General features: G+C 37.4%; 13 protein-coding genes. 10 read left to right on the top strand and 3 right to left on the bottom strand.

The features are described 5' to 3' along the window. Window positions 1-11 precede the first annotated feature (11 nt). Window positions 12-2477, bottom strand: a complete 2466-nt coding sequence (locus I6F40_RS04530; protein WP_166377335.1) for a PilZ domain-containing protein — start codon at window positions 2475-2477, stop codon at window positions 12-14. Window positions 2478-2839: 362 nt separating this feature from the next. Between I6F40_RS04530 and radA the strand changes: the two genes are divergently transcribed. Both radA and I6F40_RS04520 read left to right on the top strand, forming a co-directional pair. After that, window positions 2840-4225 carry a DNA repair protein RadA gene (radA, locus tag I6F40_RS04525; RefSeq protein ID WP_166377333.1) on the top strand — a complete coding sequence of 462 codons (1386 nt, stop codon included), beginning with the start codon at window positions 2840-2842 and terminating at the stop codon, window positions 4223-4225. A 75-nt stretch (window positions 4226-4300) separates the two neighbouring features. Beyond that, window positions 4301-5233 carry a hypothetical protein gene (locus tag I6F40_RS04520; RefSeq protein ID WP_166377331.1) on the top strand — a complete coding sequence of 311 codons (933 nt, stop codon included), beginning with the start codon at window positions 4301-4303 and terminating at the stop codon, window positions 5231-5233. Window positions 5234-5297: 64 nt separating this feature from the next. On the opposite strand, the gene argE is transcribed toward I6F40_RS04520, so the two are convergent. Then, window positions 5298-6458: an acetylornithine deacetylase gene (gene argE / locus I6F40_RS04515; RefSeq protein WP_166377329.1), complete on the bottom strand. Its 1161-nt coding sequence runs from the start codon at window positions 6456-6458 to the stop codon at window positions 5298-5300. Window positions 6459-6682: 224 nt separating this feature from the next. On the opposite strand from argE, the gene argC reads away from it, so the two are divergent. The 7 genes from argC to I6F40_RS19660 all read left to right on the top strand — a co-directional run bounded on the left by argC (window position 6683) and on the right by I6F40_RS19660 (window position 13548). Then, window positions 6683-7693 (top strand): N-acetyl-gamma-glutamyl-phosphate reductase, encoded by a 1011-nt coding sequence (argC, locus tag I6F40_RS04510; RefSeq protein ID WP_166377328.1) that lies wholly within the window; start codon window positions 6683-6685, stop codon window positions 7691-7693. Further along, window positions 7694-8461, top strand: a complete 768-nt coding sequence (gene argB / locus I6F40_RS04505; protein WP_166377326.1) for an acetylglutamate kinase — start codon at window positions 7694-7696, stop codon at window positions 8459-8461. A gap of 7 nt (window positions 8462-8468) precedes the next feature. Next, window positions 8469-9401 carry an ornithine carbamoyltransferase gene (locus I6F40_RS04500; RefSeq protein WP_024590034.1) on the top strand — a complete coding sequence of 311 codons (933 nt, stop codon included), beginning with the start codon at window positions 8469-8471 and terminating at the stop codon, window positions 9399-9401. Beyond that, on the top strand, window positions 9398-10600 hold the full coding sequence (locus I6F40_RS04495) for an argininosuccinate synthase (protein WP_197192543.1): 1203 nt from the start codon (window positions 9398-9400) through the stop codon (window positions 10598-10600). Before I6F40_RS04500 ends, I6F40_RS04495 begins: the two co-directional genes overlap by 4 nt. A gap of 48 nt (window positions 10601-10648) precedes the next feature. Further along, the gene (gene argH, locus I6F40_RS04490) at window positions 10649-12514 is read left to right on the top strand and encodes an argininosuccinate lyase (protein WP_166377324.1); all 1866 of its coding nucleotides are present in this window, start codon (window positions 10649-10651) and stop codon (window positions 12512-12514) included. Window positions 12515-12800: 286 nt separating this feature from the next. Next, the gene (locus I6F40_RS04485) at window positions 12801-12998 is read left to right on the top strand and encodes a hypothetical protein (RefSeq protein ID WP_166377322.1); all 198 of its coding nucleotides are present in this window, start codon (window positions 12801-12803) and stop codon (window positions 12996-12998) included. 16 nt (window positions 12999-13014) lie between these two features. Then, complete coding sequence (locus I6F40_RS19660; RefSeq protein ID WP_231609301.1) at window positions 13015-13548, top strand: hypothetical protein; 534 nt, start codon at window positions 13015-13017, stop codon at window positions 13546-13548. 1446 nt (window positions 13549-14994) lie between these two features. Here I6F40_RS19660 and coaD read toward each other — a convergent pair. After that, window positions 14995-15486, bottom strand: coding sequence for a pantetheine-phosphate adenylyltransferase (gene coaD, locus I6F40_RS04480; RefSeq protein ID WP_166377320.1), 492 nt, complete (start codon window positions 15484-15486; stop codon window positions 14995-14997). 198 nt (window positions 15487-15684) lie between these two features. On the opposite strand from coaD, the gene I6F40_RS04475 reads away from it, so the two are divergent. Continuing rightward, window positions 15685-16338, top strand: a complete 654-nt coding sequence (locus I6F40_RS04475; RefSeq protein ID WP_166377318.1) for a TetR/AcrR family transcriptional regulator — start codon at window positions 15685-15687, stop codon at window positions 16336-16338. Window positions 16339-16340 lie beyond the last annotated feature (2 nt).

Genomic DNA, 16340 nt, shown 5'->3' with positions numbered 1-16340 from the left:
AGTTAAACCGCTTAGCGCAAGCGGTTTAACCAGATTAGTTTACGGCGGCCCATTTGTTCAACTTGCTCTTTTTCAAGTTCTAAATGGCTTAAAGCTTCTTCTGTTATATCTACTATGTCACCCACGCCCGCAACTGCCCATAATGCCTCTTCTAAATCTTTTGCTTTATGCATTGCATATTGGCTTACGTATTTTAGCTCATTTGAAAGATAGTCAGTATCGGGGCGACCTGTGCGCGACATAAACAAACGCATAACGAAAATAAGTTCAGACTTTATACCATTTTTTATCTGTATAAAGCCTTTTTGGTAATCTTCACCGAATATACATTGGCTTGTAATTGCATCTTCAATGTTGCCTATGCGAGGGTTGAAGTTAAGAATAAGGGTGAATGGTAAAGGTATATCTTTTCGACTACGATCTTTTATATTTGGGGTAATAACGTTAAGAATATCTTCTTTACTTAATATACTTGATAAGTCTGTTTTATTGTTTAGTAAACCAAAATTCTGCAAAATTGTATGGAGTGGGCTTGCGTATAAGCCAAAACCTACAGCGCCAACCTTAAAATGAGCAGCTTCTCTATTTAGATATAAAGGAAATTGGCAAATACTTTTAGTAACCATATTCCTTAAAGCCGTAGAGATCCCTTCAACCTTAGGTTCTTCCTCAGACGCTTTTAACTTATCTTTGTTTTTTTCAATTAGTTGGGTGAAAAAATCAATTCCAATATGCTCGGAGTTTGCTTCCTTATTTGCTTTTAAATTTAATGTGACGAGCGTTTCCCCAACGGCCATAACTTCGTATTTTAACTCTTTTAGATTGTAGTTTTTTGTTATCTTTTGTAGCTCTGGGAATGAGAGTAACGCAATATCACCTTTGTTAAATGTGGTAGCTTTTTCGCACTCTAAATGCAAGCCCATTACTGAAAAATCTCGAGTATGACCGAGAATAGTCACTCCATTAATATTCATTTCTACAGACGTTCGGTGAAGGTAGCGTTTTTGTGAGCGTAAATTTATATACTCAAGGGCGACTGTATCTAAATGTGGAGGAGCTTTGTGTTTTGTATGTCCAAATAACTTTAGTTGGTTAACAAGTGACTTATCGTAATCGGTTCTTTGATAATTTTGTTTTTCTACGGTATTACCAATACTTGTTAAAATAACTAAATATTTAACGTTTTTTATAAGACCTTCAACGCGTGGGATCGGAGGGCTATTTAGTTTTGCAATGTTTGCGTTTACGCTATCTGGCAGTGATAAAGGAATATATGAATCAGCAGGGTGACTTGGCATAATTTGAATTTTAAAGCACTGCCAATTTTCTTTTTGGCTTCCTAGGCCTAAAAATAATTTTCTTAATTCAGCATTATTATTAAGTTCATTACGGGTCGCTGAATAATAATAAATTTTCCCATGTACAATATGGGTAAATGTATAAAGGTAATCTTCTTTTATAGCCGTAGGCTGAACAAGTATTTTTTTCACACGCTTGTGGTTTAGCACGCTGTACAAACGTGACACCTTTCTTTCATCAGTAAAGTAGCGTTGAATAAAAATGTTGTTTTCAGTAGTTAAATTAAGGCTAGGATAAAGTTGTTCATCTTTTTCACTTAAAAATACATATAGCGATGTTACACGTGGAATATAAAACTGTTCGTAACCTTTAGAAATCACAGCATCTAGTGTGTTATCTAGATTTACTTTATAGCGGCGTTTATTGCCATTGATAAAACTGTTTAAAAAGTTATCGAATACATCATTTTTTTCTATATAGGTACGCTTTAATCTAACATGATTGAATTCAGATGTTCTGTTCTCAATAGCAACAATTTCATACTGAATTCCATTTTTTAAACCTAATTCAAAATCTTGTTCAAGACCAACTAGACGCATTGCTATAAGTTGACCTTTTTTTATAATATGTTCTTTAGCGAGCTTTACTTTACAGCCGCTTAAAGAAATATCTGAGGTACTAGCGGATATATCTTTTTTATTATTATACTCAATTGTTACTTTTATTGAGTAATTCATCCGTTCTTCACAACGGCTTTCGTAAGAGGCAAATTTTACTACATTGATACTTAATAAGCTGTCTAGTGCTTGCTGCTGCTCTTTACTTTGAATATTACGGTTATGGTTTTTTGTATTTAGTACGGCTTCGTAAACCGCCAAAGTGTATCCACCATATTGCTTTAGTGCCTTTTCAAATGCTTCAATAGCTGCATCATCCATGAAGTGTTGCTTACCATCGTGCTCGTAGGATTTTACAGTCCCATTAACCGCGCCACGTAAGTCAATAGAGCGTTCCACTGGCTGAGATAAACGTGACATCTCCATTTTCATCAGAAATTGCTCAGGTTTAGTTAATTTCCCTGTTTTTGATTTGAAAATTAAGTCAAATTTAGTATTGCCTAAATATGTTTTTAACTCGTTCACGAGGTCTTCATGTTTGAGCATTATGTCATCAGTCATTTATAAAACTATCACCGTCTAATTGAAAAGTAGGTATACTGTTATGTCTCTTTATTAGAAATCCCATTAAATACTAAACTGTTATATCTTGTTAATATGATTAAGGTTATTTCAGTAAGGATCATTTAAAGTTTATTATTATGTGGTATATGCCATTTTGTTGGCAAGTTACTTTAAACTATTTCAAAGCAAAAAGTATGCCCTAAATTATCGCTAAAAAGAAACATCATTTGTATTTAATGATTGTGGCGTTAGATTTTTATGCAGGCAAGAGTTTGTTGCTAAATAAATGCTTGAAGTGGCAAAATAAGTTATTAACAGTAAATGTTTTTAAAATTAAAGAATCGTAGATAAGGTTATAAATGACTAAAGCGGCAAAAATAGAGTTTGTGTGTACCGAATGTGGCATGAACTACCCACGTTGGCAGGGTCAATGCCGCTGCGGTGCGTGGAACACATTAGCAGAATTTAAACCTTCAGCAGGGCAAAGTAAAAAAACATCAGTTCGAGCGAATGTAGGCGGTTATGCTGGCGGCGCTGGTGGTGGTTCTAAAAAAATCAATGATATTGCTACATCAGAGGCCGAAAAACAGCTAACTGAAATAGGCGAGCTCGATCGCGTGCTAAGCGGTGGTGTAACTACCGGTTCTGTTAATATAATTTCGGGTGACCCAGGTGCAGGTAAAACCACTCTATTATCTGATTTAGTAGCGAGAATGTCGCAACGTATGCCGTCACTTTACTGTACGGCAGAGGAGTCTTTATCGCAGTTTAAAAACAGGGTTAACCGTTTAAAATTAAACTATAACCCTGACGAGCTTTATTTACTCTCAGAAACGAGCGTTGAAACCATCATTGAAGAGCTCGAAAAAAATAAGATTAAGTTTGCTGTAATCGACTCTATTCAAGCAGTTGTAACCGAAACGGCAAATGGTAGCCCAGGCTCGCCTTCGCAAGTAAAAAGTGCCGCCCAAGCATTAACTCAATACTGTAAGCAAAACGATGTAACCATGTTCATTATTGCTCACGTAAATAAAAATAATGAAATAGCGGGCCCGCAAACGTTGGTACACATTGTAGATGCACTGCTACATATAGACACCAACGATGGGCAAATACGTACCCTTAGGGCAAATAAAAACCGCTTTGGCGATATTGATACAGTTGGCATTTTTAAAATGTGCGAACGCGGGATGTTAAGCGTTGATAATCCGAGCGAAATATTCTTATCGGGGTCTACAACTGATTCGCCAGGCTCTACAATTACCTGTATACGTAAAGGCAACCGTAACTTACTACTTGAGATTCAATGTTTAACTACCGAAACCGAGGCTGAGTTTCCGCAACGTGTGTGCGTTGGTTTAAACATGAATCGTATAAAAATGCTGACCGGTATATTACGCAAACACACTAAAACTAAAATATTTCACGATACTTTTTTTAATATTGTTGGCGGGCTAAGAATTGATGAAACAGAAACCTGTATCGATTTAGCATTGGTTACCGCGCTACTTAGCAGCTTAAATGAGTTTGTTGTACCGCGAACCACTTGTATTATGGGCGAGTTGAGTTTAAACGGTGATGTACGCCCAATCGATAGCGGTGTTCCGCGCGTTAAAGAAGCCGCTCAGCATGGTTTTACTGAAATATATATCCCATTTCGTAATTATCATAAATCAATGGAAGGGCTTGGCGCTAAAATTATCCCAGTAAAAACAGTGCACGAGTTACTTAGTTTGATTAATTAACACTTACGGGTGTTAATGTGTAATGTTACTCTTAATAAAACTCGGTTTACACAAAGAATAGAATAAGGAAATAACATGAAAAAGTTAGTAATAGTTGCAGCGATTGTAGCTGCGGGCGTTGGTGGCGTGAGCTATGCAAATTATGTAGCTACACAAGAAGTGCGTGCAGAAGTAGATAAGCAACTTGCTCTAGTAAGCGAGCAAACTGGCGCTACATTTAAATATGCTGGTTTATCGGCAAGTGTTATTTCAAAAAGCGTAGAAATAACAAACATGGAAGTAATAAGCCCTGAGGGCGACAATGTTGCTAATATTCAAAGCATTGAAATAACAGGTTACGAGCCAGATAAAATATCACCTCATACATCGTTTGATGTAAAAAGCTTTCAGTTTGATAAAAACTTTGTATCAAAATTACCTGCAGATACAAACGAAATGCTAGCGTCGGCAAGTTACGACTTACATTCATCACTTGATTACGATGAAGAGTCTGGCAATAGCGATGTAGTAGTTAAGCTTGATGCAAAAGACATTGTTAGTTTTAATATGGATATGGGCTTGGCTAATTCAAAAGCATTAATGGATGCTTCATTAGCGATTAGTAAAGCGCAGCAAGAAGCGGGTAACCAGCCACTTACTTATGAGCAAGAGTTACAGCAGCAAACACTTGTTATGCAAGCAATGAGTAAGTTAGAGCCGCGCAATGTTAGCTTTACCTTAAATAACCAAGGTAAGTTAAAAGACTTACTATCAAGTGAGCTTGAAAAGCAGGGCATGACGCTAGAGCAAATGCAAATGATGTTAGATCAGCAGTTGCAACAAGCGCCTGTTACTGAAGACATAGCTGAAGCTTTAACTAGCTTTGCTAAAGGTTTAAATTCATTCAGCGTATCTGCAAAGCTACCTGAAGGCAAAACCATGATGGAAATTAATCAACAAGTTATGATGCTAGTAGGGCAACCTGAAGAGCTAGTTAAGTTTATTAATTTAGAAGTTAAAGGTGATTAGGCCTTAGTTCTGTATTAATAAAGGCGCCAATTGGCGCCTTTATTATTTGTGTTGTTATAAGCAGTTAGTGGCTCTGATTGCTAAAGCAGTTTGCTTTTATTATGTCGGTGATTATTTGTTGTGATGGTTTTATTTTTTCCATCGCTAAAAACTCGTCAGGTTGATGCGCTTGGTTAATTGAGCCAGGGCCCATTACAATTGTTTCACAACCAAGTTGTTGTATAAAAGGAGCTTCAGTACAGTAATTTACCGCGACTGCTTTTTGTCCCGCTATTTTTTCAGCCATTTTTACTAAAGCACTGTCGGTGCTGCCACTAAATGCCGGAATGGGCTCGTGTAAATCAATAACACTCACTGCATTAGGGTATTGATCATTAATTTCTTTCATTGCATCGTGTACTAATGCTTGTAGTTCTTTAATGCTTAAACCCGGTAATGGGCGCATATCTATGTGCATTTCACAGCAACCACAAATTCTATTCGCGTTATCGCCACCATGAATATTACCCAAATTCAATGTAGGGTAAGGTATTTCGAAGTGTTCTATTGAATATTTATGCTTTAATTGCTCTTTTAAGATCATCAATTTTGTAATTACTTTATGCATAACTTCAATGGCGTTAAGGCCACGTTCGGGATCGGAGCTATGGCCAGAGCGACCAACTACTCTTATTGCTGTACTCATATGGCCCTTGTGCATAAATACTGGTGTCATATCAGTAGGTTCACCAATTATACAGCGCGCAGGTTTTAAATTGGGATGCTTACATATTTGTTGTGCACCAGCCATTGTTGTTTCTTCGTCGGCTGTGGCAAGTATTAAAATAGGCTGATTTTGCTGCTTTTCATCAAGCTCACTAATTGCTTGCAATACAAAGGCAAAAAAGCCTTTCATATCAATACTTCCTAATCCATACAATTTATTATCGAGTTCGGTAAGTTTAAACGGATTATGATTCCAACGACTGTCATCAAAAGGCACTGTATCGGTATGACCAGCTAGCATTAGTCCGCCATCACCTTCTCCGCGTTTCGCTAATAAATTATAGCGTCCCTTACCTCCTTCTAATTCTATAATTTCACACGTAAAACCGAGTGTTTCGCACCAACTGGCTAGGAGTTCGATTACATTTTTATTGCTCATACACAGGTTGTCTTCAATAGCACTAATAGAAGGGGCTGCAATCAATTGTTGGTACATGGAAATAAACGAAGGTAAAGGCATAAAAAAATCCAAAATAAGTATTCAATTTAATTGCATAACAATATAAAAGTATTTATGATGAATATCAATTCACTTTTTAAGCATAAATATATTGTAAGTAACGCCATGAAAAGAATGCGACGATAATCAAAATTCATTAATAAAAAAGACTTAATTAGCGTCTAAGCTAGTTTAAGCGAACATTATAGATAACTAGTAACTAATTTTAAGATAACGAGTAACAAATGAATGTAGTGATTATTGGCGCAAGCGGTTATAGCGGCGCAGAGTTAGCAAGTTTAGTTGCTAAGCATACAAACTTAACTTTAACAGGCTGTTATGTATCTGAGGGTAGCTTAGATAAAAATAAATTGCTAAGTGATTTATACCCAGAGCACCTTGGCTTACTAGACTGCCCTTTACTTCCTCTTAGCGTATCAGCTTTTGATGACATTCAAAGTGATGCTGATTACGTATGCTTATGTACCGATCACAAAGTAAGTGTTGATTTAGCGCCGCAATTTTTAGCTATGGGTAAAAAGGTATTTGATTTATCAGGTGGCTATCGCCTAGCAAGCAATGACGACTACGTTACTTACTATGGTTTTGAACATCAACATCCAGAGCTTTTAAATGAAGCCGCTTACGGTCTAGCTGAGTGGAACCATGATGCTATAGCTAACGCAAAACTAATAGCTGTTGCAGGTTGTTACCCAACTGCTGCGCTTAATGCACTTAAACCACTTAAACAAGCCGGCTTATTGAGCAGCGAAAGTATTATTATTAATGCAGTATCGGGTGTTACGGGTGCTGGGCGTAAAGCGAGTGTAGGTACTCACTTTTGTGAAGTATCGCTTACCCCTTATGGTTTGTTTAACCATCGCCACGGTCCTGAAATTGAACAACACCTTGGCCACAAAGTATTATTTACTCCACATTTAGGTAGCTTTGCGCGCGGTATTTTAGAAACTATTTATGTACAGCTTAAGCCAGGCGTTACCAAGGAAAACGTTACAGCGGCTTATCAAGTACTTGCTAACGAGCCATTAATTCGTTTGCTAGGCGATAAAATACCGTCAATTAAAGGTGTTGCTAAGCAACCATTTGTTGATATTGGTTGGCAGCAACAAGGCACACAGTTAATTGTAATGTCTGCTATTGATAACTTATTAAAAGGCGCTGCTGGACAAGCTTTGCAGTGTATTAATATTTCTATGAATTTAGATCACACTACCGGCTTAAAAGGAGCGTTTTAAGTGAGTAAAAAAACGTGGGTTATTAAACTCGGTGGTGCAGTACTTAATGCAGAAAATGCAGCAAAAGCATTATTTGATGTGCTAAGTGAGCAAAAAAATGATGAGTTTGTCATTGTGCATGGCGGTGGTTCTTTAGTAGATACATGGCTAAAGCAAGCGGGTTTTGCCAGTGCTAAACACCAAGGGTTACGTATTAGTCCCGCAGAGCAAATGCCTTATATAGTTGGCGCACTTGCAGGTTGCGCTAATAAACAATTAATGACACAGGCTATAAGCGCAGGGCATAAACCGGTTGGATTAAGCCTTTTTGAGGCAGGTGTTACTGCAACTCAAAAATTAAAAGCGCTTTGCCTAGTAGGTAAATGCACAAGTAACGACGATTCTATCATCAACGATTTACTTAAAATTAGACGTTTGCCAATTGTTAGCTCTATCGGCTTTGATGAACAAGGCTTGTGGTACAACGTAAATGCAGATGAAGCTGCAGCGGCTATTGCCAGTAATTTAAATGCAGAACTAATTTTTATGACGGATGTAGAAGCGGTACTTGACGCAAATAAACAACCGTTACATCAACTTGACACAAAACACATTGATACTTTAATTACAGATGGAGTAATTGTGGGCGGGATGGAGGTCAAAGTTAAGACCAGCCTTCACGCTGCCCAACATTTACGACGCGGTGTGTATATTTCCAGCTGGCAAAAGCCAGAAAATTTAACTGCTCTGCTGCAAGGTGAGCATGTCGGAACAAAGATTACACCATAGGTTTATTATGTTTGAGAATTTTTTAACGGGTTTAGAATTAGACCAAGAAGGCGCACTTAATTTATTAAAGTTAGCGCAAGATATAAAAGCAAAGCCAGAAAAATACAGCCAAGTATTATCGGGTAAATCAATCGTAACATTGTTTGAAAAGCAAAGTTTACGTACACGTTTATCGTTTGATATAGGTATTAATCGCCTTGGTGGTCATGCTGTTTATTTAGATCAGCAAAATGGCGCTATGGGTGCACGTGAATCAATTAAAGATTTTGCACTTAATATCTCTACTTGGGCCGACGGTATTGTGGCGCGTGTAAATCAGCACAGCACATTAACCACGTTAGGTGAATATTCATCGGTACCTGTGGTAAATAGCTTGTGTGACTTGTACCACCCTTGCCAAGCACTTGCTGACTTTTTAACGCTTCAAGAAGTACATGGCGATGTAAGTGAGCTTAAAGTAGCTTACTTAGGTGAGGGCAATAACGTAACTCATTCATTGATGTTACTTGCCGCAACGCTAGGTACTGACTTTGTTGCTGTAACACCAAAAGGGTGTTCGCCAGATTCACAAATACTAAAAAAAGCAGAGCAAATTGCAGCAATGAATGGCGCATCAGTCATGGTGAGCGATAGAGTTGAAGCTGCAGTTGGTGCAAACGTTGTATACGCAGATACATGGGTATCAATGGGTGATACAACGCCGCTTGAGCAAGTAAAAGAAAAATACATGCCTTATCAATTAAATCAGGCATTGCTAGATCAAACAGGTGCGACTACGGTATTACATTGCCAACCGGCACACCGTGAATTTGAAATTACCTCTGAGGTAATGGATGGTCCAGCATCAAAAATTATTCAACAAGCAGAGAATCGCATGCATGCGCAAAATGCTTTGCTAGTTACATTACTAAATCCAAATTTTGTTAAGGAACACCTATGAGTTCAATTAAAAAAGTTGTTTTAGCCTATTCTGGTGGTCTTGATACGTCGGCTATCGTGCCATGGTTAAAAGAAAACTACGGTTGTGAAGTAATCGCGTTTGTTGCCGATGTAGGTCAAGGCGCTGAAGAACTTGAAGGCGTAGAAGCTAAAGCAATCGCGTCTGGTGCATCTGAATGTTACGTAGTTGACTTAAAAGATGAAATGGTAAGTGATTACATTTACCCAACGCTTAAAACGGGCTCAATTTACGAAGGTACTTATTTATTAGGTACGTCTATGGCGCGCCCAATTATTGCTAAAGCACAAGTTGAAATTGCGCGTAAAGTAGGTGCTGATGCACTTTCTCATGGTTGTACTGGTAAAGGTAATGACCAAGTTCGTTTTGAATCATGTTTTGCAGCACTAGCCCCTGATTTAAAAGTAATTGCGCCATGGCGTGAGTGGGACTTATCGAGCCGTGAATCATTACTTGATTATTTAGCAGAGCGTGACATTCCGTGTTCAGCATCTGCTACAAAAATTTATAGCCGTGATGCTAACGCATGGCATATTTCGCACGAAGGTGGTGAGCTTGAAGACCCATGGTGTCAACCAACTGAACAAGTATGGACTTGGACTAACTCTCCAGAGCAAGCACCAGATAAATCAGAACTAGTAACATTAAAAGTTGTTGAAGGCGAAGTGGTTGCTGTAAATGGCGTAGAGCTTAAACCTTATGATTGTTTGGTTAAATTAAACGATATTGCATCGCCTCATGGTGTTGGACGTGTTGATATTGTAGAAAACCGTTTAGTTGGCATGAAATCACGCGGTTGTTATGAAACACCAGGTGGCACAGTAATTATGGCTGCGCTTCAAGCCATTGACGAGCTAGTGCTTGATAAAGCAAGCCGTAAATGGAAAGAAGTACTTGGCGGTGAGTTTTCGCATTTAGTATACGACGGCCGTTGGTTTACGCCGCTTAAAGATTCTATTTTAGCCGGTGCTGAAGCACTTTCTAAAGCGGCAACAGGTGAAGTGGTACTTAAGCTATATAAAGGTCAAGTAACTGCAGTACAAAAGCAGTCACCAAATAGCTTATACAGCGAAGCATTCGCTACATTTGGTAAAGACGATGTGTACGACCAATCACACGCTGAAGGCTTTATTCGTTTATTCTCGCTTTCAAGCAGAATTTCAGCACTCGCTAAAAAGTAAATTATTACGCCCCTTTAAAAGGGGCACTACAGGGTTTGGAGAGATTTCATGGCATTATGGGGCGGACGTTTTTCTACGGGTCCAGATGAGGCGTTTAAGCAATTTAACGACTCTCTTCCCTTCGATTACCAGTTAGCAGAGCAAGATATTATTGGCTCTGTGGCATGGGCTGGCGCACTTGAGCAAGTAAATGTGTTAACGAGTGATGAGCACAAAGAACTTGTTGCAGCATTGTATGAGTTACTTGAAGAAGTAAAAGCTGATCCACTCGCTGTAGCTACATCGGGTGCAGAGGATATTCACTCGCATGTTGAAGCTGCATTAATCGAAAAAGTAGGTGATTTAGCTAAAAAATTACATACAGGCAGAAGCCGTAATGACCAAGTAGCCACTGACTTTAGGTTATGGTGTCGTGATACCGCAGAGCATATTTTAAAAGCAATTGAGCAACTTAAAGGTGAGTTTGTATCTTTAGCTGAGCGTGAACTGGGTACAATTTTACCTGGTTATACTCATTTACAACGCGCTCAGCCAGTATTATTTAGTCACTGGTGTATGGCTTATGTAGAAATGCTAGAGCGTGATGAAAGCCGCTTACAAGATGCAAAAGCACGCATGAACTTTTGCCCACTTGGAAGTGGTGCATTAGCCGGTACTGCTTATCCAATTGATCGCCAAATACTTGCACAAGGTTTAGGTTTTACGGGCGCGACTAAAAATAGTCTTGATGGCGTGTCTGATCGCGATTTTGTTGTAGAGTTATTAAGCTGTGCTTCTATTTCGATGATTCACTTATCACGTATGTCAGAAGATTTAATATTTTATAACTCTGGTGAAGCTGGTTTTATAGAGCTTGCAGATAACGTGACATCGGGTTCATCGCTCATGCCACAAAAAAAGAACCCAGATGCATTAGAACTTATTCGTGGTAAAACTGGACGTGTGTTTGGTGCCTTTAGCGCGATGATGATGACGTTAAAAGCGTTGCCACTTGCTTATAATAAAGATATGCAAGAAGACAAAGAAGGCATATTTGACGCAATGCCAACATGGCTTGCGTGTATTCACATGGCACAAGCTTGTATTAAAGGCGTTAAGGTAAGAGGCGATCGCACTCTTGCCGCAGCTAAAGGGGGTCATGCAAATGCAACTGAACTTGCCGATTACCTTGTTGCTAAAGGCGTACCTTTTAGAGAAGGGCATCATATTGTAGGTGTGCTAGTTCAGCTTGCTATTAGCGAAAGCAAAACACTTGAAGATCTTTCGCTTGAGCAATATAAATCTGTAAGCGACGTGTTTGAGGATGATGTTTATCCTGTACTTGAAATTGACGCGTGTATAAAAGCACGTCAAGCGCTTGGCGGCACGTCTATTGAGCAAGTAACAAATGCAATAAAAGAAGCGAAAAAAAAACAGCAAATAACGGTTCGTGATGCCAACTTAGATGATGTTGAATCAATAGCTAAATTGGTTCAACACTGGGCAACCGTAGGCGAAAACCTACCGCGTGCTAAAAGTGATATGGTGCATTCTATAAATGAGTTTGCTGTAACTGAAATTAACGGCAGAGTAACTGGGTGTGCATCGTTGTATATATACGATACTGGTCTTGCTGAAATACGCTCATTGGGTATAGACCCTCAAAGCGCTGTTTCAGGGCAGGGTAGGCAGTTAGTTGAGCACTTATTAGTTAAAGCCAAAAAATTGGCGCTAAATCGGGTAATCGTATTAACACGTGTCCCTGACTTTTTTGAAAAGCAGCGTTTTACGTTTTGCTCTAAAGAGAGCCTGCCTGAAAAAGTAATGAAAGATTGTGAATTATGCCTTCGTAAAGAAAATTGTGACGAGGTAGCAATGGAATATATTTTAAAGCTAAGTAAAAGTACGGAGATCCCGTGTAAATACGTAGCTTAAACTCCCTGGATACAAAAAACGTACGGTTACCCCTGTGCGTTTTTTTATGTCTGCAGTAATTTGGTCTGGTCTGAGTTTTTTTGTTTGTTTTATTTGCTTGGTTGGTTGTATAAATATTTTATAGGTATATTTAGCGCGTCAAAATAAGTTGGCACATTGGTTGCTTTGTATAAAGTAGATAGCAAAATAGCTATCACTACTTTAAACAGGTGATGCATTTATCTACATAATAATGTGGTTAAAAGTTGCACCAAATATAATTAAAACTTTTACAAGGATCAATCACATGCAAGTTTCAGCTAATAGCCAAGTACAAATGCAAGCATACAACAAAACACAACAATTAAAGCCTGCAATGGAACAAACTGCTAGCCCTAAAACCCTGCAATCTGATACAGTAAGCTTCTCTCCAGAAGCGATGAGTGCTGCGAGTGCTGATTTACAGCGTGCCGGTGGTACCGTAGTGCCTACCAGACCAAAGTAATATTTTAAGGTTTTAAATGATTTTAACTGAGTTTTTTGGGTTGTTCTCACTGTCTGCTTTTACGATGTGGGCTTTTTTGATGACATTCTTTTTTAATGTCTTCGTATACTCATTAGATGTTAAAAGGGGTACAACCCTTTTGCTCAGTTCATTTATTATGATGATATCTTACACCTTGTCTGATTACTTCTATACATGGCTATCTATGAGGAATTCAGTATATATTGAATGGGCTTTTTACGATATTGTTACTATTGCTGCACTCATGTGTATTTATAAAATAATAAATAAAACAACCCCTTCTTTTTTATATTTAATTATTGGATTGTCTATAAATTCGATTTTTTTCTTTTGTATGTATCTCGATATATACATTTTTGAGAATAGAGAACCGTGGTTTTTATGGGATGCCTACACATATACAGTTAACTTAATGGACTTAGTTATGATTGTTGTACTAATTGTAGATAGAGACTTCCTCGGTCTTCATAAATTAAAGAACAAAATCCTCAGCTACTTCAACTCAAACGATACCCGCAAAGTAATTTAGTTTAGAATGTACTTTACAGGTGCTTTCCTAGATTATGTAAATGCTTTTACACAATGGGGCTTTTTAATGGCCTTTTTGTATTGCTTAGTATCTAGTGTCAATATTAAAAATAAATCCCTTCTCATTACATCAAGCATTATGTTGTGTTCATATTTTTTGAGTGGATACTTTACTATATTGAATGATCCTTATTTAGATTGGATTTTATATGACTTACTTACCATAGTAGCAATACTTTTTTTAAAAAAATTGACCTTATTAAATATTGCCCAAGTGCTAATTTTATTCTAATAGGTTTAGCTATTAATAGCCTTCTCGCATCAATAATGCATTACGATCTGTATATTCTTTACCACTTAGATGAGTGGTGGTATTGGAGCTTTTATTCTGTTGGGAGTACTTTAATAGATATATTGATGATGCTTTCGCTGATACTGAATAAAAAATTTGTACAAATGTCACCTTTTAAAATTATTACTTTAAATTCCAAAAATATTAAAAATAATGAGTGAACTTATAGTTAGTCCAACAGTATCGTTTTACATTGGAGGGCTTGTACAATGGGGATTCCTTATGGCCTTTTTGTACTCCCTTACTCATTCGATTAATAAGCTCAATAAAGAAAGAGTGTATTTGTCTTTGGTTATGAGTGTTTCATATTCATTTAGTATATTTACAAATATGGATACGGTAACTTATCTAGATTTTTTGTTTTCCGATATTCTAACTCTCTTAGTTATTATTTTTCTTAGGCAGCTTTGGCATGATGGTGTTACCCATCTATATATTATTACTGGTTTAGCTATAAACTCAGCTTTACATTTCTTCATGCATTACGACATCTATATATTAAATAATATAAGTTATTGGTGGCTTTGGAATGCTTACGCAATTGGGATCAACGCTGTGGATTTTATAATGGTAGCTATATTTTTTATAAACAAAGATTTTCTATGTTTGATGAAATTAAAAAATGGTTTGATTACTAGTTTGAAAAGGACGGTTGGTGGCTGATCTACTTTGGAGCCTTGTCGATTTAGGCGATAATATAGGACTATTATTTACTTGGTTCTTTTTAATCTCATTTTTATATAATCTATCAGCAAGTATAAATAAGGCAGATAAAAACCTGCTACAGTTATCACTCATTATGCTGGTTTCTTATACTTCAAGTCTTTGTATGGAACGCTTGCACAGCGACTCCTCACTTAAATTGTTTTTATTTTTGATTCTACTTTATTACCTTGGCGAGCATTATGTAAAAAGCCAGCCCCCATTAGTTTTGGGCCATTTACACATTCGGTATGTACTTTCGACTTTACTATGGTATTAATACTAATTATAAATAAAGTCTTGCTAAAACTAGTTTGGTTAATTAAAAAATTAAAACCATTATTTAGACCAAAGCCGAATTAGCGCATATAAGTTATGTGCTAATTCGAAGTGCTATTGGGCACCACAGCCCAGTTTAGTTTTTAGAGCTTTGACAATTACAGGGTCTACAAACTCGCTTACATCACCATTGTGACGTGCTACTTCTTTAACGAGCGTTGATGAAATAAATGAATTTCGCTCTGCGGGTGTTAAAAATACACTTTCTAAGTCAGGGTTCAGGCGGCGGTTCATGTTAGCTAATTGAAATTCATAGTCAAAATCAGATACCGCTCTAATACCGCGAATAAGCACATTAGCATTGTGATCGCGCGCAAGGTCAGCCAATAAACCAGAAAAACCAATTACCTTAACATTATCTATGTGGCTTAAAATAGTGTTTGCAAGCTCAACACGTTCTTCAAGGTTAAAGCAGGGTTTTTTACTTGGGTTATTAGCAACGGCAACTAATACAGTATCAAACATTTTAGCTGCACGTTGAATAAGGTCTGTGTGCCCATTAGTTAGTGGATCAAAGGTGCCAGGGTAAATTGCAATAACTTTCATAATGTTCACTATTTATTATTTTAGCGCTAGTTTAACAGTGTTTATGCCACAAAGCAGCCTAGCTAAAAAAGCATATAAACACTTACTTTCTTTAAACAGGTCAGTCCATGGTGGGAGTGTTTTAATGATTCATATTTGTTTATACTGTTTACCTCTTTTGAGTGTAATGTAGCCTATAGATAATTTGAGTATTAGCATATGAATACCAAGGATAAAATAATACACACCAGTATTTTGTTGTTTAACGAAAATGGTGAGCGTGCAATAACGACAAATCATATTGCATCAAACTTAGGGATGAGCCCGGGTAATCTTTATTATCATTTTAAAAATAAAGAAGACATTATCCGTCATATTTTTGCGCTGTATCGCGATCATTTAAATACTCACTTTAAACCTATTAATAAAGATGATGATGCATTTAATCATTTAACGGCTTACCTAGATTCGTTATTTGAGCTGATGTGGCGCTATCATTTTTTTTACGACAATCTCGGGGATATTCTCTCTAGAGATGCTGATTTAAAACAAGCTTATATTGATTTTCAGTTGGAGTTGTTAGAGCAAGTTCGTAAAATAATTATTGGCTTACGCGATAGTGAAATGATTGCTATTGATGAGCAAGATGTAATTGAATTAGCGCATACATTAAAATTAACGGTTAGCTTTTGGACGCCTTACATTAAAGCGCGTAGACCAAGTGGCACACTAGCCGAGCAAGATATATATCATGGCATTTTAAAAGTACTTACATTATTTAGAGCGTACAGTACCGATAAAAGCATTGATAAAATGAACCTGCTACGTGAAAAATATACTGAATTAGCGCAACAGGCCCTAGCTGTAGTTTAATC

It is taken from the genome of Pseudoalteromonas sp. SWXJ133, from assembly GCF_015864365.1.
Lineage (GTDB): Bacteria > Pseudomonadota > Gammaproteobacteria > Enterobacterales > Alteromonadaceae > Pseudoalteromonas > Pseudoalteromonas arctica.
Note: the sequence above shows the minus strand (reverse complement) of the source record. Positions and strands in the feature narration are given on the sequence as shown.

What these genes read in the sequence shown, in the direction of transcription:
- argE (WP_166377329.1), bottom strand. Translation starts at nt 6,458, where the DNA reads ATGCCTTTACCTTCGTTTATTTCCATGTACCAACAATTGATTGCAGCC.
- argH (WP_166377324.1), top strand. Translation starts at nt 10,649, where the DNA reads ATGGCATTATGGGGCGGACGTTTTTCTACGGGTCCAGATGAGGCGTTT.
- I6F40_RS04520 (WP_166377331.1), top strand. Translation starts at nt 4,301, where the DNA reads ATGAAAAAGTTAGTAATAGTTGCAGCGATTGTAGCTGCGGGCGTTGGT.
- I6F40_RS04530 (WP_166377335.1), bottom strand. Translation starts at nt 2,477, where the DNA reads ATGACTGATGACATAATGCTCAAACATGAAGACCTCGTGAACGAGTTA.
- argC (WP_166377328.1), top strand. Translation starts at nt 6,683, where the DNA reads ATGAATGTAGTGATTATTGGCGCAAGCGGTTATAGCGGCGCAGAGTTA.
- coaD (WP_166377320.1), bottom strand. Translation starts at nt 15,486, where the DNA reads ATGAAAGTTATTGCAATTTACCCTGGCACCTTTGATCCACTAACTAAT.
- I6F40_RS04475 (WP_166377318.1), top strand. Translation starts at nt 15,685, where the DNA reads ATGAATACCAAGGATAAAATAATACACACCAGTATTTTGTTGTTTAAC.
- I6F40_RS19660 (WP_231609301.1), top strand. Translation starts at nt 13,015, where the DNA reads ATGATTTTAACTGAGTTTTTTGGGTTGTTCTCACTGTCTGCTTTTACG.
- I6F40_RS04495 (WP_197192543.1), top strand. Translation starts at nt 9,398, where the DNA reads ATGAGTTCAATTAAAAAAGTTGTTTTAGCCTATTCTGGTGGTCTTGAT.
- radA (WP_166377333.1), top strand. Translation starts at nt 2,840, where the DNA reads ATGACTAAAGCGGCAAAAATAGAGTTTGTGTGTACCGAATGTGGCATG.
- I6F40_RS04485 (WP_166377322.1), top strand. Translation starts at nt 12,801, where the DNA reads ATGCAAGTTTCAGCTAATAGCCAAGTACAAATGCAAGCATACAACAAA.
- I6F40_RS04500 (WP_024590034.1), top strand. Translation starts at nt 8,469, where the DNA reads ATGTTTGAGAATTTTTTAACGGGTTTAGAATTAGACCAAGAAGGCGCA.